Here is a 21,572-nt window from a genome sequence, read left to right as displayed (position 1 = left end):
AAATCAATTACATCTGCATCCGGGTTACGTCGAGAAACGCTGTCACCACCTTGTCGCGAATGGCGATTGCGGTCTGAAGGGTCTGCTGCGCCTGCATGACGGCATCGACGACCTCACGCGTCGTGGCGGTGCCCTTGATGCCTGCAAAAGACATGCTTTCCGCATTCTTCAGGGTGTTGACCGCTCCTGTCGCAACGTTGCTGAGAACCGCGCCGAAGCCGCCGTCGTTTGCGGCGCTTTCCGCAGCGGAGGAGGCCGTGGAATTGTCTTGGTCGATCGCGGCAAGGCCGCGGGTCATCGACAGGGAGCTGACACTATTGACGTTGTTGATCATTATTGGCTCTTCAGTAGATCGATCGTTGCCGAGATCAGGTCGCGGGATTGTTTGATGGTCTGCAGGTTGGCGTCATAAGAGCGGTTTGCTTCCCGCATGTCGGCCATCTCGACCAGCATGTTGACGTTCGGAAGCTTGACTACACCCTTTTCGTCCGCCGCCGGATTGCTTGGGTCGTATTCGGTGGTGAACTTCGATTCATCTTCGCCGAGCTTCTTGACATTGACCGTGGTGACGCCGTTTGCGCGGTCCACGGCTTCCCCGAAGGTAATCGTCTTGCGGCGATAGGGATCGGCACCGGGGGTATCGCCGGTCGAACGGGCGTTGGCAATGTTTTCGGACACGATGCGCAGGCGCGTCGATTGCGCCTCCAGCCCGGATCCAGCGATTTTGAGTGCTGCTGACAAAGGATCCATGATCTTAGCTCTTCACCGTCATCAGCATCATCCGGTTGAACGAGCTCACCAGCGACGTGTTCAACTCGTATTGACGCTTGATTTCACCAGACTTAGAAAGTTCCTCGGCAAGACCGACCGTGTTGCCGGATTCTTGAACACCGATTTCCTGATCGAGGCTCGCATCCTTGACGTCGATGTCGCTCTTCGTGCCGAGATCGTTGCCGCTCAGATGCGCCGCATTCGTGCGCGCCATCGTGATGTCCGACTTGTCGAGAACGGCCTGGAAGGGCGTGATGTCCTTGGCGTGATATTTCGGCGTGTTCGCATTCGCGATGTTGCCGGCAACAACCTCCTGACGGATCGTCAGCCATTCGGCCTGCCGCGAGGCCAAGTCGAAAAGTTGAATCGGTTGCATGGGAACTCTCCGTTTTTACTGAGGCGAACCTACGGCGGTAATCTTGCGTCAGACTTACGGAGAATGCGGTCCGGAAATCCGGATCTTGTTGGCCGCTGGCTCCAGAATGCGAAGAAGGCTCCTACCGTTTTTCCGGCGGAGCCTTCTGTTGATTCGCTGCTTGGGTATGCACTCAGTTGTGCTGGTAGACATCGCCCTTGGAGGTGATGATGACCCATTTGCCATCGCGTTCCTCCAGTGTCGCCAGCCGGCTTTCGTCCGGCAGAATGGACCCTACACGCACGACGTACATGCCGGAGGCGTCTGCAATCAGAGCGCGGCCGTTTGCGACGTGGAGAAGGCGAAAACCCGATTTGCCAGGAAACGGCTGTTCTTCGGCCGGCAGACCTTTGTCGTCTTCCTTGCCGATGTTGGAGACGGTCGCAGTCGTCAGCGGATCGACCGGAATTTCGGGCTTCTTCTCGTATTGGTTCTTGTTAGCCATCGCTAGCGGCGAGACGCTGAAGACGTTTCGCGCCGGCCAGTTCGGGAGATCGCGCGTGCGGTCGCCTTGCGCGACGTTGATGCCGAACTTGTCTTCATTGAAGAAGACGTACCACGGGAAGAATGCCGACGCTCCCGCCAAGGCGAGGCCGGCAATTGTCAGCGCACGGTCGAGAAAGACTGTTTTGCGCCGCAGAGGCTTCAGCGGGGCGATCTTCTCATCGTCATCGAAATCGTTCACGTCGCGCCCCTCTACCTGCGGATATTCGGCTGGCCACCGATGCCGGCCGCCGCCTTCAGCGCCCCGGCCAGATCGGCAAAGGCGTCCTGCGAATCGACATCGCCCGGCGACTGTTTCAAAACATCGTAAATAATCGGTACCTGCTTGACCGCCATATCGAGATCAGGGTCAGCGCCCTGGCGGTAACCGCCAATCAGGCGAAGGTCGCGTGTCTCCTCAAAACGGTGAATCAGCGTCTTCAGGCGCGATACGAGCTTCTCCTGATCTGGAGTCCATGCCTTGCGCGCCAGGCGCGAGATCGAGGCAAGCGGATCGATCGGTGGGTAGCGCCCCTCCTCCGCCAGACTGCGCTGCAGTACGATGTGGCCGTCGAGAATGCCGCGCGTCGAATCGGCGATCGGGTCATTGTGGTTGTCGCCATCGACCAGGATCGAAATGATCGCGGTAATCGTTCCCGTACCTTCCGGGCCGGGGCCCGCACGCTCCAGCAGACGTGGCAGTTCGGTGAAAACGGAAGCGGGGTAGCCGCGCGCGATCGGCGGTTCGCCGGACGCGGTTGCGACCTCGCGGATGGCGTGGGCAAATCGGGTGACACTATCGACGATCAGGAGCACATTGTCGCCCCGATCGCGGAAATGCTCGGCGATGGTAACTGCTGTCAGCGGCGCCATCTTGCGCAGCATCGGGCTCTCGTCACTCGTCGCGACGACGGCGATCGCCTTCCTCATGTTGGCGCCTAGCGTATCCTCGATGAACTCGCGAACTTCGCGACCACGTTCGCCAACCAGCGCAATCACGACCTTGTCGAAGGCATCAGCGCGCGCCAGCATCGAGAGCAGCGTTGATTTACCGACACCCGAACCGGCGAAGATGCCGAGGCGCTGCCCAAGGCAGAGCGGCGAGAAGATGTCGATGGCGCGAACGCCTGTCTTGAAACCCTTCTCGACACGCTTTCGCGTCATGGACGGCGGAGCGGTGTTCGAAATGGAGCGGCGGCCGAGTCCTTCGACGATGGGACCCAGGCCGTCGATCGGCTCGCACAGCGAGTTGATCGTACGCCCGCACCAGCTGTCGGACGGCGAAATGCGAAAGGCACCCTTGCGGATGACCGTATCATGGATGCCGATCGGCTCGCCGGGCTCGATCGGGCAGACATAGGTCAGTTCGGGCTCGACGCGGACGACCTCACCGAGATGGATGCCGGTGGACGACTTGTGCGCCACGAATTCGCCGAGCCGCACGTGGCGAGACAGGCCGGTCACGGTGTAATGGCCGGCCGCAATTGTCTGGACGTGGCCGCCGGGAGCGACCAGGAACTCGGGATTTGAATAGCGCGATACGAGCCCGGCAAGATGCGCGAGCTTCGGCGAGAGATCGGCTTCGGTGAGCGGCGTGTGGCTCATGCGTCAGACCTCGGCTAGCGGCTGCCGCCGAGCGTCTTGATCGCCTCGCTGAATGAAGCCTCGCTGTCCTTCGAAAGCGATGTCATGCTCTCGAAGGCGCGATTGACTTCGATCAGCTGCGTGATTTCGCGCATGGCGTTGACATTGGAGTTTTCCAGATAACCCTGCTGGACGCCGACATTGAAGCGGTCGGTGACGGCACGCGGCTGCTCGGTCGTCATGATGCCGCTGTTCTCATAGCGCAGGTAACCCTTGCTGATATCGGCCTCGAAGAGACCCAGCGAACCGACCTGCTTGCCGTCCTGGTAGATCAATCCATCGGCGCCGACCTTGGGTTCGCCAGCGGCCGTGTTAAGCGTGATCGGCGAGCCACCGGCGTCGAGAACCGAATAGCCGCGGACGGAGACGAGCTCGCCGTTCCCCTTCATCGTAAAGCGACCATCCTTGGTCAGAACCTTGCCGGCCGGTGTGTCCAGAGAGAACCAGGCATCGCCCTTGATCGCGAAGTCGAGCATGTTTCCGGAATGCTCCAGCTCGCCGCTGTCGCCGGACAAATAGTCGTTGCCCTGTGACACATAGGCGATCTTGGCGTTGATCTTGTTGCCGGTCTCGCCGAGCATCTCGTCGAACTTCACTTCCGTCCCGCGGAAGCCGGTCGTGTTCACGTTCGCCATGTTATCGGCGATGGTGGTGAGGCGACGTTCGAGTGCGATCTGCGACGACAACGAAACATAAAGACCGGATTGCATCCCGATAGGCTCCTGCATTGGCGATGAACGGTACGAAATCCAGGGTGTTTGAGTCGGTTCGACCACGGATTTCGCTGAGGCGGCATCTCAGAAACGGGCACGGATGCCCATTCGTCACCAACAAGCTGACAGCAAATGCTTGCGCGAAGCTGGCATGGAAAAGCTTGATTTGCAGAGGCAATCATCAGCCTCACGCAAGCCAGCAGCCCTATCCCTTCTGTTGAAAATAACGATCAGGTTTGGACTGACGATGAATATCATTATCGGATTTGTGATTACGGTCGGCTGCATCATCGGCAGTTTCATGGCGATGGGCGGCCATATCGACGCCCTCTGGCAACCTTTCGAACTCGTCATCATCGGCGGCGCCGGCCTTGGCAGCTTCGTGATGGGCAACCCGATGAAGGTCGTAAAGGATTCCGGCAAGGCGCTCGGTGAAGCGTTCAAGCACACGGTCCCGAAGGAACGGAATTACCTCGATACGCTCGGTGTCCTCTATTCCCTGATGCGCGACCTGCGTACGAAGTCACGCAACGAGATCGAGGCCCATATCGACAATCCGGCCGAGTCCTCGATCTTCCAGTCCGCTCCGACGATCCTCAAGAACAAGGAACTGACGGCATTCATCTGCGACTACGTCCGTCTGATCATCATCGGTAATGCCCGTTCGCATGAAATCGAAGCGCTGATGGATGAAGAGATCAACACGATCCTTCACGACAAGATGAAGCCATACTACGCCATTCAGATCATGGGCGACGCCTTCCCGGCGATCGGTATCGTCGCCGCCGTTCTCGGTGTCATCAAGGCCATGGCACACATCAATGATTCGCCCGAAGTGCTCGGTCACTTGATCGGGTCGGCACTCGTTGGCACCTTCCTCGGCATTCTCCTGTCTTATTGCGTGTGCCAGCCAATCGTTTCCCAGATCAAGATCGTCCGCAACAAGCAGCATCGCCTGTATGTCATCGTCAAACAGACGCTGCTTGCCTACATGAACGGCTCCGTGCCGCAAGTCGCGCTTGAATACGGCCGCAAGACGATCTCTGCTTACGAACGTCCTTCGATCGACGCCGTCGAGCAGGAAATGATGAACCCCGGCGGCGAGAGCAAGGCGGCGTAAACGGTCATGAACGCTACCCTCAAGAAACCCCTCATGGACGAAGCACTTCTTGCCAAGCTGACCGGAAGGCTCGGCGACAAGGCAACTGTTGCGAAGATCTGCAGTGAATTCGGCGACGTCTATACGGTCTTCCTGCCAGACATCATCAAGAGCGAGACAAACCTCGACGTCGAGGTGGCCTACCTCGGTTGCGACAGCGGGCACAAGAACGACCTTGTTGCCGATCTCGGTGGCAACACGACACTTGTCGACGCGACGCTCCGCAATTGGTCGCAGAACATTACGCTGGCCTGCGGTAACAGCTTCATCATCACGCTGATGGAGCATTTGCTGGGGGCGGCCGCCGACACCGTCGAGCAGCCGGCGGACCGCCTGCTCTCCGTGATCGAGCTCGAGCTTGCGGTCATGGTCTTCGAGAAGATCGCCAACGTCCTTCGCTCCGCAGTGGACGCGCCTGGCGGCTTCGAGCCGACCATGGAGTTTCCCTATGCGTTCGAAACGCGCGTCAAGCCCGCCGAAGACAAGCCTGACGAGTTTGCGGCCGCAATCAACATGTCGATCACGCTTTCCGGCATTACCTCGGACTTCTCGCTGATCGTTCCACAGGTTGCCCTGCTGAAGACGACGGTGGCAGCTCCGAAGGCCAAGGGGCAGTCGGCCAAATCGTCCGAATGGACGGATCAGCTCAGCGAGCAGGTGCGCCGCTCGCAGGTAACGCTCAACGCCAAGATCCGTCTGCAGGACCTGACGCTCAGGACCATTTCGAAGCTTGCAGCTGGCGATGTCATTCCCTTCTACGATCGCGGCGATGTCCGCGTCGAAGTCAGCGCCAACAGCAAGGAATTGTACGTCTGCGAGTTTGGACGTTCGGGCGAGAATTATACCGTCCGGGTGAAGGATACGATTAACTCGGATGACGAACTCATCCGCCACTTGATGAATTAGCCCATTTTCCAACCGGGCTGGCCGCACGGCAGCTTGAGGCAAGTTTCAACTGGAATAGTGATTTCATGGCGACGAAGAAGACACCCAAGAACAGCGACCTTTCATTGGAGCTCCCGGGCAACGAGGCCGAGCTTGATCAGGCCATCGATGACCTGCGCGGCGTCCTGAAAACCGACGCGGAAGGCGGCCTGCCCGATTTCGCCGCGGAGAGCGACGCCTTCAGCGGCAGCACCGATCTGTCCACCTTTGGCGGCGATTTCGAGGATACCGCTGGCGATTCCGGGTTCGGTGGCAGCGATTTCGGCGCAACATCCGACTTTGGCGGCTCCGCTGATTTCGGCGACGGCTCCTTTGGTGCGGTCGCTTCCGAACCGGCGCCGCTTGGCAGCGCCATGCAGTCGAACCTCGACCTGATCATGGACATCCCGATCGACGTTCAGATCATGCTCGGCAGCAGCCGAATGCAGGTCGCCGGGCTGATGAACCTGAACGAAGGCGCAACGATCGCACTCGACAAGAAGATCGGTGAACCGGTCGAAATCATGGTGAATGGCCGCAAGATCGCTCGCGGCGAGATCACTGTTCTGGAAAACGACGACACGCGTTTCGGCGTCAAACTGATAGAAGTTTTGAGTACGAAAAAAGCCTGATCCCGGTGCAGGGACGGAGAGGTTAGACCATGATGGACTTTGACGATTTCGGCGGCGCTCTAGCCGAGAAACCGTTGACCCAGGCTGAAAAGGCGGCGGCTGTTCTCCTCGCTATGGGGAAAGGGGTCGCCGGCAGGCTGCTGAAGTATTTCACGCAGGCCGAGCTGCAGACAATCATCGGCTCGGCGCAGACACTGCGCGCCATCCCGCCGGATGAGCTGCTCGGGCTTGTCGCTGAATTTGAGGATCTGTTCACCGAAGGCGCCGGTCTTATGGACAACGCCAGGGCGATCGAGAGCATCCTTGAAGAAGGCCTGACGCCCGACGAAGTCGATAGCCTTCTCGGCCGTCGTACCACCTTCCAGGCGTACGAAACGTCGATATGGGACCGTCTCGGCGAGGGCGACCCGGCCTTCATCGGCAAGTTCCTCCTGCGCGAGCATCCGCAGACGGTTGCCTATATTCTTTCCATGATGCCCTCTTCGTTCGGCGCCAAGGTCCTGATGCAGATTCCGGACGGCCGCCGCGCGGACATCATGAACCGTACCGTCAACCTCAAATCCGTCAGCCCCAAGGCCGCACAGATCATCGAGAAACAGGTGATGAGCCTGTTGGCGGAGATCGAGGCCGAGAAGAATTCGATCGGCTCGACGAAGGTTGCCGAGCTGATGAACGAGATGGACAAGCCGCAGGTCGATACCCTGCTCACCTCGCTCGAATCGATCAGCCGCGAATCGGTCAACAAGGTCCGCCCGAAGATCTTCCTCTTCGACGACCTCATGCTCATGCCGCAGCGCAGCCGCGTGATGCTGCTCAACGACATCTCGGCCGACATCCTGACCATGGCATTGCGCGGGTCGTCCGCCGATATGCGCGAGGCAGTCCTGGCATCGATCAGCCCGCGCCAGCGCCGCATGATCGAATCGGATCTGCAGAGCGGAACCGTCGGCATCAATCCGCGCGAGATTGCTATCGCACGCCGCGCCATCGCCCAGGAAGCGATCCGCTTGGCAAACTCCGGGCAAATCCAGCTCAAGGAGACCGAGGGCGAAGGCTCTGCAGCGGCTTAACCACGGTTGTTGTGCACGAAGCGTCCCCTCCCCGCTGCCGCGGTTGATCGCGGCGGTAAAAGGGAGATACCCTTCAGGAAAGGCCGCGCCCTGGCGCGGCCGTTTCTTTTGATGGAGGGCCTCGGCCTTGGCCGACGACGACAAGGACAGCAAAACAGAAGACCCGACAGCGAAAAAGAAAAGCGACGCTGCCGAGAAAGGCAACGTGCCGTTTTCGCGCGAAGTGCCGCTCTTTGCGACTGTTCTTGCCACCTTCGTCTACATCATCTTCTTCCTGCCGAGCGGGCTCAGCAAAGTCGGCGGGGCGCTGAAGGACATTTTCGAGCAGCCCGACCAATGGAAGATTGAGACGGGGCCGGACGTCCTCTCCCTGTTCGTTCATTTGGGCTGGGTTTCGGCGGCATTGCTCGCGCCGGCCTTCATCCTGTTCATGGTGTTTGGGGTCGCCGCGTCCATCTCGCAGAACCTGCCAACGCCGGTACTCGAGCGCATACGGCCGCAGTTTTCGCGCATTTCAATCGCCAAGGGATGGTCGCGGCTGTTCAGCCTGCCTGGGCTCATCGAGTTCGGCAAATCGCTGACGAAGATCGTGATCGTTGGCGTCGTCATGTTCTTTGTGCTGAAAAGCGAATACTTCAACGCGATCGACGCGATGTTCTCCGATCCGCAGACGATCTTCGCGCGCATGATGACGTCGATGCAGAAGATCACCATCGTCGTCCTGATCGCTACCGCCGTCGTGGCCATCGCCGACTTCTTCTGGACGCGTTATCACTGGTTCACCGAGCTGAAGATGACGCGGCACGAGATCAAGGAAGAAAACAAGCAGTCGCAGGGTGACCCCTTCGTTAAAAACCGCCAGCGCTCGCTGATGCGCGACCGCGCTCGCCGCCGCATGATTGCCAACGTCGATCGCGCGACGCTTGTCATCGCCAACCCGACGCACTTTGCCGTCGCGCTGCGCTATGTGCGCGAGGAAAATGACGCGCCTGTCGTCGTCGCCAAGGGCCAGGACCTAATTGCGTTGAAAATCAGAGAGATCGCGGAAAAGAATGGAATACCCGTTTTCGAAGACCCGCCTCTCGCGCGCTCCATGTTTGCGCAAGTCTCGGTCGATAGTGTCATACCGTCTGTATTCTATAAGGCAGTCGCGGAACTCATTCATCGGGTTTACGCGACGCAAGCCAAGAACAAACGGGTAAGATAGCCGAATGAAAAAATGCCCCTACTCTGCCCAGCGTGAAAAAATCCTTGCTGAAGCAATCAGCCCCGTTGCCACGGAATTGCGGCTTCTGGACGCTTCGGACCTCATCTCTCTTCTGCGCTTCGAGTACTACGGCAATCTTTCCGATCTGGTATCGTCGGCCGCCGAGCTTTTCTTCCACCCCGGCACGGTCAACTTCGGCCATGGCGGCAGCTACACGCTGGAGTGGGGCGGCAAGCCCGAAGTGGTGATCGACCTCGAGGTCAAACCGCGCGGCATTACGATCTATGCGCAGCTGACGCTTGCCGAGGCGCACGCCGGCATCGAGATCAACCACATCGCGTTCCAGAATCCCTCGGCGGATCCCGACGAAAACACCGCTTTCCTACAGCAAAGCCTGCGCGACGCACGCTTCAACGTAGAACCTTTGCAGGCTCTGGCGAGCTAAACCGCCCGCGCCTTCACATCAGCTGATATATCCAAGGCGGATGGCTTTTGCGATCGCCTGGATTCGGTTGACCGAATCCAGCTTGATCGTTGCCGAGCCGAGATAGGCGTTGACGGTATGCACGGAGAGCCCGAGCTTCTCTGCGATCTCTTCGCTGATGCGACCGTCTCCGGCAAGCTGCAGGCAGGCAATTTCGCGTTCGCTGAGAGCTTCGGCAGCCGCTACGCGGCGCTCGTCGAGCGACAGCAGGTCGATCATGATCTGGCACGATCTCGCGTGCAGTTCGACGATCATATTGCTCGCCGGCTCGAGATCGTCGCCGGTAAAGACAACAAAGCCGTTGCCAACGGCACCGAGGCGCACCGGAAACGCGATGCCGGAAAACGGAACCAAGCCGTCCGTCAGGCGCTTCATGAAAGGAGCGATACTGGCAGGCTGGGGAGCGGCGCGATCGAGCCCTCCGGCCCATACAACAGGAAGAAGCGACTTCTCGATGTGATCGAGCAGCATCTCCCCGTGGGCGTCGATGAACGCCCGGCTGAAGCCGCTGTTGACGGAACCCCAATTTTCCAGTTCGCAGACTAGGCGCTGCTTTGCCGGGACGCCAGCGGCGCTGATACGATAGACCGCGAAATTCTGGGCATCGGCGAGTTTCTGCATACCGATCAGGCGCGGGAACAGGTCAGACCGGCTCGCCACCTTGTTGACCCGCGCACTGCGCATCATTTCCGAAGTTCCCATCGACCGACCGGATGGCTGCCCCATAACGCCGTCCCCCTAGACGAGATTGTTCCTCACCGCGAATGCGATGGCTTCGGAACGAGTCTTCGTAGCCGTCTTTCGCATGACACTGGTGATGTAGTTGTTGATGGTGTTACGGGAGATGCCGAGGATCATTGCAATCTCGTCGCTCGTCTTGCCCTCGGCGATCCAGAAAAGGCACTCCAGTTCCCGATCGGTCAATTCAAAATCCCGGTCAGCCTTCGAAGCGCCGCATTGCAGGAAGCTGGCGAAATAGGCCGTCAGGAGCCCGACGTCACGCAACCGCTCCTGCGACAGGATGAACCCATCATCAAACAGGAACATCAGCACAAGGCGCGAGCGGCCGATGTTGAACATCAGCGAACAGTATTGGCGGCTGGCCCCGTCGGGGGCGTCCGCCGTATCCGGCAGGAGCGCAAAATGCGGCTGGAAGAGCTGCATGCACTTTTCGAGCTCCGTCGCCCGGGCGAAGCCGCCGACGAAGGTGTGCGCCAGATTGGTGACGAGGTCGAACGGCCAGTCCGAGGAGACGACGAAATCGAGGCCCGCCTCCTGCACCAGGTCCGCGCGCGCCAAGAGATAGTGCGACGCGCCTACATAATCCGTCAATGCGCGCAGGCCGGGTTGCAACCGTCCCGTGCTCGAGATCTCGCAGAGTTGTGCGATCAGTTCGTCGCGTGAAGAGAGGTTTGTCGCCGCGATGCCAACGAAGTTTGCCTTGTGCGTGTCGCTCTTGAGAGCCTGCAATATATGCATGTCCATTGGCAAAACCCCGCGGCTGTAAACCACCTACGACAGAAGCTTGATCCGCATGCTCCTGAACAAATTACGACCTCTCCGCGAATCACCCAAGATTACGATAGGTGGCACAATTCACCATCTCCGAGTTCTTGGGATTTACATTTTCTGCATTTCGTGCCCTGATTCGTGCACAAATTCCGCTTGTTAAGGAATTCTTAAATTAAAGTGATTCGGGGAAATCTGACAATACGATTCGCGTAGAACGCGTGGCTATATCAGCCCTCTGTCAAGGTCTATCCTCAGAAATCTTCACGTCCGCATTAGAGCGATGGCAAAATATGGCTGGATCGCCGTGCAGCGTGCGGGCAAAGAAAAAGGCCGGTTGCCCGGCCTTGTTTTATGCGGCTGCGTTGTCGACAGCCCATTTTCTGAGGATTTTCGCGGCGCGCTCCTCGTTGATCTCGACCATCCGCGCCAATTTGCGTTCCGGGCCTTCCTTGACGCGACGGTTGAAGTTGCCGTCGTCGTCGCCAAGGCTGAGCAGGTCCTCGGTACTGTCGAAGCCGAAGTCCGAACCGAAGCCGTCCATGAGTGCACCACCGGCGCCCACACCTCCCGCCGGAGCGAAATCCGGAAGTTCGAGACCGGCGCTTTCCGGCGAGGTGTCGCCGATGACTGCCGTGCCGTTACCCGTCACGCTGCGGATCATCGGGCGGACGCCCATCCAGATCACCAAGAAGGCGACCGCGACGAAGGCGAGCGAGTTGATGATGCCGGCCAGGTTGCGGCTCAGCATATCCATGACACGGACGCCGCCGCCGGCTTCCTCGAGGAGCTGGTTCTCCAGGAAGTCCATTGCCGTGACGGTCACCACGTCGCCGCGGTTGGTGCTGATACCAGCCGCCGATGCCACGATCTTCTGCATTTCGGCAAGGTAAGCATCAACTTTCGCCTGTCCGGCGGGTTCGCCGACCATCTGAGCAATGCGACCCTTGTTGACGACGACGGCGATGGAGAGCTTTTCGATCTTGTAGCTGTTACGCGTCGTTGCGGTCGTCTTGCTGTTGATTTCGTAGTTGGTCTGCTCTTCTTTCTTGTCAGACTTGTCCTGCGATTCCGGCCCGCTGGCGCCACCCGAGTCAGGCGCTGCCTGCGGGATGTTCTGCTCGACCGTGGTCGCGTTGTCGGACTGCTTCTGCTGTGACTGCGAGGCTTCCTTGGTCGTGCGAATCGAGCGCTCGACCTTCGATTCCGGATCGTAGGTCGTTTCCTGGATCTGCTGGCTGTCGGTGTTCAGTTCCGCCGTGACGCTGGAACGGAAGTTGTCCATGCCGAGGAAAGGTGCGAGCGCCTTGTCGATGTTGGTTTCAACTTCGCCCTGGACGTTCTGAACGATGTTCAGCGAACGGTTCAGCGAGCTGTTGCTGGCTTCGTCACCGGAAGCGAGCAGTTGCCCAGCCGAATCAAGGATTGTGACATCACCGACGTCGAGGCCGGGAACGGCTGACGCAACAAGGTGGCGGATCGACGTCGCGGCGTTGCGGCCGGTGGCGGCACTTGCGCGGATCATCACGGAAGCAGTCGGCTTCTGTTCGGCTTTGCGGAAGTTGCCAACCTCGGGCATGACGATGTGGACGCGAGCAGCTGTGATGCCCGAGATCGACTGGATCGTGCGGCCAATTTCGCCTTCAAGCGCGCGAACCCGCGTGACTTCCTGCATGAACGAGGTCAGGCCAAGCGAGCCGACATTGTCGAAAAGTTCATAGCCTGCGTTGGCGCTGTTCGGGAGACCGCGTTCGGCGAGCAGGAGACGGGCCTTGCCCGTCATGCCAGCGGGAACTGTAATGCTGGTCCCGTCGGTTCCTACCTGGAAGCCGATGTTCGCTTCGGCGAGCGCTATGCTGATTTGGTTCAGATCAGGCGTATCAAGCCCGACATAGAGCGTTTCCTGAGCCGGCTTGTTGACCAAAAAGGCCGCCCCGAGGATCAGCGCGACGGAAACGACGCCCACGCCAGCCAGCGCCAGCAGACGATTCCGCCCTAGCGAACTGAAGTTCTTAAAGACTTGAACTAATTGATTTAACAGATTCATTCTGTTCTCGCACGACCGTCACAGACAAAGCGGGCTTATTGCCTCATTTCGACGATAGATGCCGAAACTTGTGCGAGCGTTTCGCGGGGATGTGCGAGTAGAAACGGATCAGAAGAAGTCGAAGTCTCCGGCTGCCTTCGCCAGGGGCTGCACATTACCATAGTGATTGGCACCACCACCCAGCGCTCGTTGCATTTCACTCAGTTTCACCAGGCTCAACGCCGTTGCGACATCGACTGCCCAATCCTGCGGTATTTCTCCGGTGATCGTGTCAATGAACTCGGCAAGACCGCGTGTCTTCTGCACGGCGAGGTCAATCCCCTGCATCACTTTCATGCTTTCCGGCGAGTTCAGCAGTTCGGCACCGCCTCCCACGTCGAGGAGCTGCGGCTCGATCCGCTCGATCAAATAGGCGACGTCATGCAATTCCGAGACGATACGCATCAGGACATCAGGCAGGGCTTCAGCGGGCGACGGCTGCTCTGTCATTGCATTCACGGTCATCAATAAGGTCCTCGCCCTCAGAAGAATTCGATGCTGGTTTCAACGGATTTCTGCGGAGCCGCCGGTCGCTGCTCAAGCGCAACAGTTCTCTGCGTTTCCGCACCGGTCAACGGGTACTGCCGAGCGCGCCCGGAAACCGGCCAGTATTCGAGCTTGCGCCCATGGTCACCACCTGTGCTGGAGCCGACGACCGGAATACCCTCATCCTTCAGGAACTGCACGGCAAAAGCGGCGTTCTGTTCACCGACATTCGAGAATGTCGAGATCGTCTTCGCTCCGCCGAAGATCTTTGCCTCCAGGCGGTCGCGGCGCGCGCCCTGCTTGAGGAGGCCGTTGATCAGCAATTCCATCAGATGGACGCCGTAACGCGTGGCGTCTCCGCCCGTCATCGGTGTGTTTCCAGTCCCCGGCAGGAGGAAGTGATTCATTCCTCCAACGCCCGCCACGGGATCTCGCAGGCATGCAGCCACACACGATCCAAGGATGGTCGTCAGGACCGCGTTCGGATCATTCAGGACCTTCCATTCGCCCTGGATGATATTGACGCGGCGGGCTGCAACGTCGAGATTCATTTCAATGCTCCAAATACGGCTTCGATAGCCGCCTTCATCTTCTCGATAGTGAAGGGCTTGGCGAGAACGTTGTTAGCACCAAGCTGTGCGGCCTTCGTGACCAGCGCACGGTCGCCCTGCGCCGTCAGGATGATGAAAGCCGCCTTCTTCGTCGCCGGGTTGGCGCGAACAGCCTGAAGGAAGCCGAGACCATCCATCTTCGGCATGTTGAAGTCGGAAATCACGAGGTGATGCGGCTGCTGCGTCATGATCTTCAAGCCCTGCTCGCCGTCACCGGCAGCGGTAATCTGCTTGAAGCCGAGCTGGGTCAGCGCATCGCTGAGCAGCAGACGGCTGGTGACCTGATCGTCGACGATCAGAACTTTGATTTTCTCTGCGATAGACATTAATCCGTTCCTTCCTTTCGGGCGGCTGTCATTTTTAGAATTTCTTCGCCGATGGCGTTCAGGGGCAGTTGCTGCTCGACGGCACCGAGTTCGTAGGCGACCCGTGGCATTCCATAGACCACCGAGGTCTTTTCATTCTGACCAAGGGTGCGCGCGCCGGCATGGCGCATCTTCAGGAGACCCGCGGCTCCGTCGCGCCCCATGCCGGTCAGAATCACGCCAACGGCGTTGCGACCGGCCAGCTCGGCCACCGAGTCGAACAGCACATCGACGGATGGCCGGTGACCGTTCACCGGATCGCGTTCGATCAGGCGGCAGCAAGGCGCATGGGCGTTGGTAACCTGCAGGTGGCGCTCGCCGCCTGGCGCGAGGTAGATCTTGCCGATCTCAAGGCGCGCGCCGTCCGTCGCTTCCTGGACGACGGGCGCACAGAGCCGGTTGAGGCGCTCCGCGAAGCTCTTGGTAAAGGTGGGCGGCATATGTTGTGTGATAACAGTCGGCGGGCAGTTTGCCGGGAACTTCTGAAGCACCGCAATCAATGCCTCGACGCCGCCGGTCGACGAACCGATAGCGACAATCTTGCGTCCGACGCGGAAGTCGGCCACCGCCGGTGGCGGAGCGGCCGGCGCCGGCTGCGTGTACTGGCGACGCTGCGAACGGGCGGCCGCCTTCACCTTTTCGGCGAGATCGCCGAAGGGACGAGAATCGCCCGGAAGCGGCTTGCCGACGCAGTCGAATGCGCCAATTTCAAGCGCTGCCAGCGAGGCATCGGCGCCGCGATGGGTCAGTGTCGAGACCATGATGACAGGCATTGGGCGCAGCCGCATGATCTTCTCGAGAAAGTCGAGGCCGTTCATGTTCGGCATCTCGATATCGAGCGTCACGACATCAGGGTTCAGCTTCTTGATCGCCTCGCGTGCCTCGAGCGCGTCGCCTGCCTGACCGATGACGTTGACCTCCGGATCGGCGCTCAGCACAGCCGTGATCAGGCCGCGCATCGTGGCGGAGTCGTCGACGACGAGAACTTTAGCTGGTGCGCTCATGCCTTCCTCCCCACGCCCTTGCTCGTGTAGCGGTAGGTCGTGATTCCGACATTGTCGAAGACATGCTTGGCGTCACCGGAGACGCGCTCGGAATGACCGATGTAGAGATGGCCGCCTTCCGGCATCAGATCCGCAAATCGCGACCAGATCTTCATCTGGGTCGGTTCATCGAAGTAGATCACCACATTCCGACAGAAGATGACGTCGAACTTGCCCTTGAACGGCCACTGCCCCATCAGGTTCAGCTCGTTATAGGTGATCAGACGCTTGACGCGATCATCGACCTGGAACTTACGCCGTCCTTGAACCTCGACCTCACTGAACCATTGCTTGCGCATGGCGGGCGAGACAGTTTCGAGCGCATTTTCGTCGTAGGCGCCCGCACGGGCGATGGCCAGGATCTTCGGATCGATATCGGTCGCCAGAATCTTGAAGTCGTAGTCCGCGACATTAGACATCATCGACAGAACGGTGAGCGCGATCGAATAGGGCTCCTGGCCATCCGAGGAGGCGGCCGACCAGATGCGGACCCGACCGCCCGTCTTCGCGCGGTGCAGCAGTTCCGGCAGCACATGGTCACGCAGATGCTCGAAATGGTGGTTCTCGCGGAAGAAGCGCGTGAAGTTCGTCGTCAGATGCGACAGCATCTCACGGCGAGGCGCGGCACCGGCCGGCGAGGAGACGAGCGCACAATATTCCCGAAATCCGGACAGGCCGAGGTTGCGGATATGCTTCGACAGACGCGAATAGACCAGCGACGCCTTGGTCTCGTTCAGGAAGATGCCTGCATCCGAGTAGATCATCGCAGCGATTTCCGTGAGGTCGCGGCGCGTCAACGGGTACTCTCCGCTCGCCAGCACCTCCTCGGGGCTTCCCTGCCGCATGTCTTTTGCACTCAGGACATTCATGCGGCTTCGCTTTCAGTTTCGGGGAAAATGGCTTCGAGTTCGAGCAGGCAGATCATGCGCTTGTCGATCGCCAGGATACCGCGGGCGAACTGACGCTGCAGTTCGGAGGCTATTTCCGGCGTCGGTTGCACATTGTCTTCGGTGACGGACAGAATGTCAGACACAGCATCGACCAGCAGGCCGACGACCTTTTGGTATACCTGCGCCACGATAATCACGTGACGCTGCGAGGGCACCGCCGGCTTCATGCCGAGACGGGCGGACAGGTCGATAATTGGCAGCACCGCGCCACGCAGGTTGATGACACCCTTCATGTAGGACGGCGAGTGCGGCATCGCCGTTGCTGGCGTCCAGCCACGGATCTCGCGGACCGACATGATATTTACGCAAAACTCCTGATCCCCGACGCGGAACGCGATCAACTCGCGGTCCCTCTCGTTCAGATTTTTCACGGCATACGACATAAGCTTATCCTACCGCTGCCAGCGATACGTCCTGCTTCAGCGCCTGACCGCGCGAAGCGCCGACAACGGCATCGACGTCCAGAATGAGCGCCACGCGGCCATCGCCGAGGATGGTTGCGGCAGCGATACCGGGAACGTGCGTATAGTTCGCCTCAAGGCTCTTGATGACGACCTGGCGTTGGCCCTGGATCGCATCGACCATGAGGGCGCGCTGTCCGCCACCTTCCGATTCCACCAGGAGAGCAACGCCTTCGACGGGGTTCGCCTGGGTTGCGCGGAAGTTCAGGATCCGGCCGACATCCACCAGCGGGCAGAAGCTGTTGCGGATCGAGATCAAGCGGTGGTTCGCACCAAACGAATGGATCGCGGCAGCTTCCGGCTGCAGTGTCTCGACGATCGCCGTCAGCGGCACCACCAGCGTCTGGCCGGCAACCGTGACGACCATGCCGTCGAGGACGGCGAGCGTCAGCGGCAGGCTCATTGTGAAGACGGAGCCCTGGCCGGGCTTCGAGGTGATGTTGATGCGACCGCCGAGCGCCTGGATCGAGCGCTTGACGACGTCCATGCCGACGCCGCGACCGGAGATGTCGGAGATCTTGTCAGCCGTGGAGAAGCCGGGCAGGAAGATCAGGTTGTCGATTTCCTCGTCCGTCAGGTTGGCATCGGCCGGGATCAGCTCGTTGGCGATCGCCTTCTGCTTCACCTTCTCGCGGTTGATACCCGCGCCATCGTCCGCGAGCTCGATGAGGATGCGGCCCGAGCGGTGCTTTGCCGTCAGGCGAACCGTACCCTCGATATTCTTGCCGTTGGCAGCGCGCTTCTCCGGCGTCTCGATGCCGTGGTCGACGGCGTTGCGGATCATGTGCGTCAGCGGCTCGGCCAGCTTGTCGATGACCGTCTTGTCGACTTCCGTGTTTTCACCTTCGGTGATCAGGCGGATCGTCTTGCCGGTCATGTCGGCGATTTCGCGAACGATACGCGACATGCGCTGGAAGACCGGCTTTACCGGCTGCGCGCGGATCGCCATGACAGAGTCCTGGATCTCGCGGGTGAGCTGCTGCAGCTCTTCCAGACCCATGTTGATCGACGACGTGCCGGTCGTATCGTTTTCGATGACGCTCTGCGAGAGCATCGCCTGGTTGATGACGAGCTCGCCGACGAGGTTGATCAGGCGATCAACGCGGTCGAGATCGACGCGAATCGTCTGGCCGGCGGCGGCATTGTTCTGCGCGGCGGCAGCCGCACTCGCAGCAGCGGCGGCAGCAGATTCCTTCTTCTCGACACGGGCAGCGGCGGCAGCCATCTGTGTGACGTTGGAAGCCGTCTCGGCAGCGGCAACGGCAGCGGCAGCATCGGATTTCGGCTGTGCGGCCGGCACTTCGGCAGCGCCCTCATCAAGAATGGAGAGGTCGAAGGGAACCGGGATCATCGGCAATTCTTCGGCCTCGGCGGCGGCTGCCTTTGCCTCGACGGGTGTGATCTGCAGGTCGCAATCCCACTCGGCGAATTCGAAGACGGTACGGATCGCGTCTTCGCCCTTGTCCGTCTTGAGCGTCACGTTCCAGTAGAAATAGGCCGCTTCCGGATCGAGATCATCGAGACCGGGCAGCGCATCCATGTTGCAGTAGCAGCTCATCTCGCCGAGACGGGAGAGGTCGCGCAGCAGCAGGGTCGCATCATTGCCCTTGGAATAGAGGTCCGAACGCGGCTTGAAGGTGATTTCGTAGGCTGGCAGATCGGAGCCGGCTTCTTCCTCGCCGCCGAAGTCATCGAAAGAGAAGGGTATCGGCTGGAAGCCGCTGTCATCGGTCGGCTTCGGCGCCGGGGCGGCGACAACAGGTGCCGGCTTCGCTGCCGGAGCTTCCACGGCTGCGGACGGCGTAGGCAGTTCGCCGTTGGCGAGCGCTTCCAATTCCTTCACCAGACCGCGGCTGCGGCTTTCATCAACGCTGCCGCCGTCGCGAGCGGCGTTGGTCAGATCGGCTAGCACGTCTGCCGACTTCAGCATGACCTTGAGGACATCCTGTGTCGGCTCAAGCTTGTTGGAACGAACGCAATCAAGTGTAGTCTCGAACACATGCGCGAAAGCGACGAGATCATCCAGACCGAAAGCGCCAGCGCCGCCCTTGATCGAATGGACAGCACGGAACACCGCGTTGACGGTTTCCGGATCGCGATCGCCATCATTCATTTTCAGAAGACCGGATTCCAGTTCAGCGAGCTGCTCCTCGCACTCCTGGAAGAAGATCTCTTTGATTTCGTTCATATCCATAGGAGAAAATCCTGGGTTTAAGCGGTTACACGCTCAATGGCATCGATCAGCTTGGCAGGGTCGAACGGCTTGACGATCCAGCCGGTGGCACCGGCCTGGCGCGCGCGGTTCTTCTTTTCCGCATCGCTTTCGGTCGTCAGAACCAGGATCGGGATCGCGCGATACTTGTCGTTGCGGCGAACACCTTCGATGAAGCCGAAACCGTCAAGGCGCGGCATGTTGATGTCGGTGACGATGACATCGGGATTGGACTCTTCCAGAACCTCGAGGCCCTCGACGCCGTCTTCCGCCTGAATCGTCTCGAAGCCCGCATTGTTGAGGGTCACGAGAAGCATGTTCCTGATGGTCCGTGAATCATCCACGGTAAGCACTTTTTTCTTCATTGCCGGATCTCCTTGGCGAGCAGATGGTGGATATCGACACCAATCAGCTGCATGGTTTTCTGAAATGCGTCCGAAACCTTGCTGAAGCTGAATGCGAACTTGTCCTGGTCCCAGGTCTTGGCGGCAGCCATGAGGACCTGGGCGCTCAGCGCACCGATGCGTTCGACGGCAGAGGCGTCGATGGCCAAATCGGCGCCACGCAACGACGCAAGCTTGTCGCGAAGCGCGGTCGCTTCGTTCAGATCAAGCACCGCTGACAGGTTCAGCGTCTTTCCAGTTTTCCTTGCCGCCATCAGCTCTTCCTTGTCTCCTGGTTCTCACTCAACAAACGTGAGCAACGCTCATATACTGGTCTGTTAGTAAACAATCCGCCCTCCGACCGAGGCGACCGGCTGCGCGAATCCGAAATCCTCGTCGTCGGCCACGACATCGGCAGTCTGCTTGCCATCGATCGCCGAGGCCAACAGCGGCGCGCGGCGCGCGGGCTCGGCGTTTTGCCGGGCAATGCGAAATTCGCGGATCGTCTGGCCGAGTTCGACGATAACGGTGTGCAGGTAGTCCGCTCCTTCGGTGGAACGCGCGGCCGAAGCCGCGTTGTCGGTCATCTGCACGCCAAGCCCCTTTACGTCGGCCGTTACGACGTCGATGTTCGCGGCGTGCTCGCTTGCCTGATTTGCGACGGCGGCGATCGCCGTGTTGATCTCGCTGACCTGGCGAACGATGTTGCCGATCGAATCCTGGGTGCGTCCGACCATTTGGACGCCTGCGTCCACTTGCGATTTGGTGGTGCTAACAAGCGTCTTGATCTCGCGCGCGGCGTCCGCCGAGCGCTGCGCCAAGGCCCGCACTTCCTGTGCGACGACGGCAAATCCACGCCCGGAATCACCCGCCCGGGCAGCTTCGATACCGGCATTGAGCGCCAGGAGATTGGTCTGGAAGGCGATCTCGTCGATTGCCCCGATAATCTGGCCGATTCTCTCGGCGGACTGCTCGATATCGGCCATGGCAGCGATCGCGCGCCCGACGACTTCGCCGCTTTGTTCGGCTGCCGTGCGCGTCGAAGCCGCGGCCTGCGCGGCGGCACGGCTGCCTGCGGCACCGTGGCGGACGCTTTCCGAGAGGTCGGCAAGGGCGGCGGCAGAGGAGAGCAACTGCCGGGCATGAGCGGACGCATTGCCGGCAAATTGCTTCGACGCATCGCCGAGCGTCTGCACGGACGTTCCAGCAACCGCGGTCTTTTCGGCGATCGCCTGAAACTCGGACTGGACGGCATCCAGCGCACCGTTGAGCGCCAACGCGATGTCCCGATGGGCGCCGTCCTCCTCGACGGTTGCTCGAACCGTCAAATCACGGGCGGCAAGGCCATTGATCACATCGGCGAAAACGCGAGTGATCTCGGCTTTGTCACAGCTGCGCTGATCGGCGAGCGCGCGTTGCTGGGTCGCCCGCAGGGCATTGAAACGCAGGGAGACGGCAATCTCGACGTCCACCATCACGAGGCGAATGATTGCCGAAATTAGGTCGGAGATTTCCTTGGCGCGACGACGGCTGCTCGGCAGGAAGGAACGGCCGGCCAGCTCGGTCGCAAGGCCACCGATGACATGCTCGAGAACAACGCCATGGCCGGCAACGTGCCAGCGCGGGTCAAGGCCCATCTTGCTTTCGGAATCGGACAGAACCTTCACGCGCTCAGCATAAAGGCTGTCGAAACGCGCATCCGTCAAAACGTCCCAGTGCGAGGCCTGCAGGTCGTGGAGCCGCTCGACCTGGCGCTCACTTTCAAAATTCCGTGCGGCGTCGGGAAAGGACTGAAACCGCTGGAAGAGATCACGCAGGCCGGCGGTCAGGTGTTGCTGAAGATCGACGCGATGGCGCCGGACCAAATCACAGTGTTCGGCATCGAGACCGGCAAAGCGGAGTCGGTCACGCAAGCTTCCTGCCTGCGCTCCTCGTGCCTGATCTGATGGCATTTCCTGCCCCAA

General features: G+C 59.9%; 25 protein-coding genes. 6 read left to right on the top strand and 19 right to left on the bottom strand.

The features are described 5' to 3' along the window. Positions 1-7: 7 nt before the first annotated feature. The 6 genes from ATY80_RS05390 to flgF all read right to left on the bottom strand — a co-directional run bounded on the left by ATY80_RS05390 (position 8) and on the right by flgF (position 4,023). Positions 8-334, bottom strand: a complete 327-nt coding sequence (locus ATY80_RS05390) for a flagellar hook-basal body complex protein FliE (RefSeq protein WP_088691377.1) — start codon at positions 332-334, stop codon at positions 8-10. Further along, entirely contained in the window at positions 334-750 is a 417-nt protein-coding gene (gene flgC / locus ATY80_RS05385; RefSeq protein ID WP_088691376.1) for a flagellar basal body rod protein FlgC, read from the bottom strand. Before flgC ends, ATY80_RS05390 begins: the two co-directional genes overlap by 1 nt. Positions 751-754: 4 nt before the next feature. Continuing rightward, positions 755-1,147 carry a flagellar basal body rod protein FlgB gene (gene flgB, locus ATY80_RS05380; RefSeq protein ID WP_088691375.1) on the bottom strand — a complete coding sequence of 131 codons (393 nt, stop codon included), beginning with the start codon at positions 1,145-1,147 and terminating at the stop codon, positions 755-757. 172 nt (positions 1,148-1,319) lie between these two features. Further along, on the bottom strand, positions 1,320-1,871 hold the full coding sequence (locus ATY80_RS05375) for a flagellar protein (protein WP_088691374.1): 552 nt from the start codon (positions 1,869-1,871) through the stop codon (positions 1,320-1,322). Positions 1,872-1,882: 11 nt separating this feature from the next. Continuing rightward, entirely contained in the window at positions 1,883-3,274 is a 1,392-nt protein-coding gene (gene fliI / locus ATY80_RS05370; protein WP_088691373.1) for a flagellar protein export ATPase FliI, read from the bottom strand. A 14-nt stretch (positions 3,275-3,288) separates the two neighbouring features. After that, complete coding sequence (gene flgF, locus ATY80_RS05365; protein WP_088691372.1) at positions 3,289-4,023, bottom strand: flagellar basal-body rod protein FlgF; 735 nt, start codon at positions 4,021-4,023, stop codon at positions 3,289-3,291. Positions 4,024-4,273: 250 nt separating this feature from the next. Here flgF and motA point away from each other — a divergent pair, with 250 nt between their 5' ends. The 6 genes from motA (at position 4,274) to ATY80_RS05335 (ending at position 9,463) form a co-directional block, all read left to right on the top strand. Beyond that, on the top strand, positions 4,274-5,146 hold the full coding sequence (gene motA / locus ATY80_RS05360) for a flagellar motor stator protein MotA (protein ID WP_088691371.1): 873 nt from the start codon (positions 4,274-4,276) through the stop codon (positions 5,144-5,146). Positions 5,147-5,152: 6 nt separating this feature from the next. Then, the gene (locus ATY80_RS05355; RefSeq protein ID WP_088691370.1) at positions 5,153-6,091 is read left to right on the top strand and encodes a FliM/FliN family flagellar motor switch protein; all 939 of its coding nucleotides are present in this window, start codon (positions 5,153-5,155) and stop codon (positions 6,089-6,091) included. A gap of 65 nt (positions 6,092-6,156) precedes the next feature. Further along, the gene (gene fliN / locus ATY80_RS05350) at positions 6,157-6,741 is read left to right on the top strand and encodes a flagellar motor switch protein FliN (protein ID WP_088691369.1); all 585 of its coding nucleotides are present in this window, start codon (positions 6,157-6,159) and stop codon (positions 6,739-6,741) included. A gap of 29 nt (positions 6,742-6,770) precedes the next feature. Then, complete coding sequence (gene fliG, locus ATY80_RS05345) at positions 6,771-7,811, top strand: flagellar motor switch protein FliG (RefSeq protein ID WP_088691368.1); 1,041 nt, start codon at positions 6,771-6,773, stop codon at positions 7,809-7,811. A gap of 127 nt (positions 7,812-7,938) precedes the next feature. Then, positions 7,939-9,018, top strand: coding sequence for a flagellar biosynthesis protein FlhB (gene flhB / locus ATY80_RS05340; RefSeq protein WP_088691367.1), 1,080 nt, complete (start codon positions 7,939-7,941; stop codon positions 9,016-9,018). A gap of 4 nt (positions 9,019-9,022) precedes the next feature. Further along, the gene (locus ATY80_RS05335) at positions 9,023-9,463 is read left to right on the top strand and encodes a hypothetical protein (protein WP_088691366.1); all 441 of its coding nucleotides are present in this window, start codon (positions 9,023-9,025) and stop codon (positions 9,461-9,463) included. Positions 9,464-9,481: 18 nt separating this feature from the next. Here ATY80_RS05335 and ATY80_RS05330 read toward each other — a convergent pair whose 3' ends face one another. The 13 genes from ATY80_RS05330 to ATY80_RS05270 form a co-directional block, all read right to left on the bottom strand. Next, a complete protein-coding gene (locus ATY80_RS05330) occupies positions 9,482-10,228 on the bottom strand; it encodes a helix-turn-helix transcriptional regulator (protein ID WP_088691365.1) in 747 nt (248 codons plus the stop codon). Positions 10,229-10,240: 12 nt separating this feature from the next. Beyond that, the gene (locus tag ATY80_RS05325; protein ID WP_088691364.1) at positions 10,241-10,987 is read right to left on the bottom strand and encodes a helix-turn-helix transcriptional regulator; all 747 of its coding nucleotides are present in this window, start codon (positions 10,985-10,987) and stop codon (positions 10,241-10,243) included. 376 nt (positions 10,988-11,363) lie between these two features. Next, positions 11,364-13,058 carry a flagellar basal-body MS-ring/collar protein FliF gene (gene fliF, locus ATY80_RS05320; RefSeq protein ID WP_088691363.1) on the bottom strand — a complete coding sequence of 565 codons (1,695 nt, stop codon included), beginning with the start codon at positions 13,056-13,058 and terminating at the stop codon, positions 11,364-11,366. A gap of 108 nt (positions 13,059-13,166) precedes the next feature. Beyond that, positions 13,167-13,562: a hypothetical protein gene (locus tag ATY80_RS05315; RefSeq protein WP_088691362.1), complete on the bottom strand. Its 396-nt coding sequence runs from the start codon at positions 13,560-13,562 to the stop codon at positions 13,167-13,169. Positions 13,563-13,579: 17 nt separating this feature from the next. Further along, complete coding sequence (gene cheD, locus ATY80_RS05310; RefSeq protein WP_088691361.1) at positions 13,580-14,134, bottom strand: chemoreceptor glutamine deamidase CheD; 555 nt, start codon at positions 14,132-14,134, stop codon at positions 13,580-13,582. Continuing rightward, positions 14,131-14,520 carry a response regulator gene (locus ATY80_RS05305; RefSeq protein ID WP_007530058.1) on the bottom strand — a complete coding sequence of 130 codons (390 nt, stop codon included), beginning with the start codon at positions 14,518-14,520 and terminating at the stop codon, positions 14,131-14,133. Before ATY80_RS05305 ends, cheD begins: the two co-directional genes overlap by 4 nt. Then, complete coding sequence (gene cheB, locus ATY80_RS05300) at positions 14,520-15,563, bottom strand: protein-glutamate O-methylesterase CheB (protein WP_088691360.1); 1,044 nt, start codon at positions 15,561-15,563, stop codon at positions 14,520-14,522. The genes ATY80_RS05305 and cheB overlap by 1 nt, the downstream gene beginning before the upstream one ends. Further along, positions 15,560-16,471, bottom strand: a complete 912-nt coding sequence (gene cheR, locus ATY80_RS05295) for a protein-glutamate O-methyltransferase CheR (protein ID WP_088691359.1) — start codon at positions 16,469-16,471, stop codon at positions 15,560-15,562. Before cheR ends, cheB begins: the two co-directional genes overlap by 4 nt. Continuing rightward, positions 16,468-16,935 carry a chemotaxis protein CheW gene (locus ATY80_RS05290; protein WP_088691358.1) on the bottom strand — a complete coding sequence of 156 codons (468 nt, stop codon included), beginning with the start codon at positions 16,933-16,935 and terminating at the stop codon, positions 16,468-16,470. Before ATY80_RS05290 ends, cheR begins: the two co-directional genes overlap by 4 nt. 4 nt (positions 16,936-16,939) lie before the next feature. Continuing rightward, a complete protein-coding gene (locus tag ATY80_RS05285; protein WP_088691357.1) occupies positions 16,940-19,207 on the bottom strand; it encodes a chemotaxis protein CheA in 2,268 nt (755 codons plus the stop codon). Between the two features lie 17 nt (positions 19,208-19,224). Then, positions 19,225-19,590 (bottom strand): chemotaxis response regulator CheY1, encoded by a 366-nt coding sequence (gene cheY1, locus ATY80_RS05280; RefSeq protein WP_007530053.1) that lies wholly within the window; start codon positions 19,588-19,590, stop codon positions 19,225-19,227. Beyond that, positions 19,587-19,883 carry an STAS domain-containing protein gene (locus ATY80_RS05275; RefSeq protein WP_088691356.1) on the bottom strand — a complete coding sequence of 99 codons (297 nt, stop codon included), beginning with the start codon at positions 19,881-19,883 and terminating at the stop codon, positions 19,587-19,589. The genes cheY1 and ATY80_RS05275 overlap by 4 nt, the downstream gene beginning before the upstream one ends. 63 nt (positions 19,884-19,946) lie before the next feature. Next, a complete protein-coding gene (locus ATY80_RS05270) occupies positions 19,947-21,560 on the bottom strand; it encodes a globin-coupled sensor protein (RefSeq protein WP_088691355.1) in 1,614 nt (537 codons plus the stop codon). Positions 21,561-21,572 lie beyond the last annotated feature (12 nt).

The sequence above is a fragment of the Rhizobium sp. R711 genome, assembly GCF_002211365.1.
Taxonomy (GTDB): Bacteria; Pseudomonadota; Alphaproteobacteria; order Rhizobiales; family Rhizobiaceae; genus Rhizobium.
Note: the sequence above shows the minus strand (reverse complement) of the source record. Positions and strands in the feature narration are given on the sequence as shown.